Consider the following 944-nt stretch of genomic DNA (forward strand, 5'->3'; position numbering starts at 1 on the left):
TGTGCAACAACAGGTGAAATAGATTATATGGTTGTATCGGGTTCAACGGATGAAGGTAATGATATATTCGTGACTTTAATTAAGTTTGATGACCAGTGGGATGTACCCGCAGGAACTATGTCTTGCTGCAGAGCCACAGCGGGGGCTATGGTTGGAGTATATGATAGGGTATTCCCAGGAAAAGTCGCGGTTGAATGGTTAGATAAGTCAGAAAATAGAATTTACTTTGGTGAAGTTGCAATAGACAAAAAAGGTTACAAATTAGCTAAATCTCTCCCTTATTTTACTTTATCGACAGGTGAGGTATTTAAGAAAATAAAACCATATTTAATAGTCGGTATGGGTGAATCAGGTGAGATAAAGGTTTGGGTTTCGAATACGCCATCCGCTGGATTTACTGGCCGTGTATTACACGAACTAGCCTCAGGGCAAGCACAGTGGCGTGAGAATAAGTAACTAAGCCATTCCTCAAGGACAGCTTGAACTTAAATGGAATATATTTTGAGTAACCTCATAAAATGTCTCACCACATTGACCTTTACATTATTTGTAGTGGGTTGCTCGTCAACAGGAACAATTGATTACATGGTTGCAGGCGGTGCGACACAAAAGGGTAATGAAATCTGGGTGCAATCAATCACTTTTGATAATAGTTGGGGTATTCCTATGGGGAGCCTTGGTTGTTGCTGGCAAAGTGCCGGTAAAACAAGTGGTGTATACGATCAAAAATTCCCAGAAAAAGTCGCGGTTGAATGGTTAGATAAGTCAGAAAATAGAATTTACTTTGGTGAAGTGGCAATAAATAAAAATGGTTATAAATTAGCTAAAAATTTACCTTCATACACAGCGCATACAGGTAAGGTTTTTAAAGATGTAAAACCATATTTAATAGTCGGTATGGGTGAATCAGGTGAGATAAAGGTTTGGGTTTCAAATACACCATC

The 944-nt window shown here is 38.8% G+C and carries 2 protein-coding genes; both read left to right on the plus strand.

Annotation, left to right across the window (positions count from 1 at the left end; all coding sequences use genetic code 11):
* Window positions 1-456 (plus strand): DUF2931 domain-containing protein (locus H5201_RS22455; protein ID WP_182785449.1); only part of this gene is annotated, 456 nt, incomplete at its 5' end.
* Between the two features lie 45 nt (window positions 457-501).
* A partial coding sequence (locus H5201_RS22460) for a DUF2931 family protein (RefSeq protein WP_182785450.1) occupies window positions 502-944 on the plus strand: 443 nt, incomplete at its 3' end.

Source organism: Pseudoalteromonas sp. SG43-6, from assembly GCF_014164365.1.
Lineage (GTDB): Bacteria > Pseudomonadota > Gammaproteobacteria > Enterobacterales > Alteromonadaceae > Pseudoalteromonas > Pseudoalteromonas rhizosphaerae.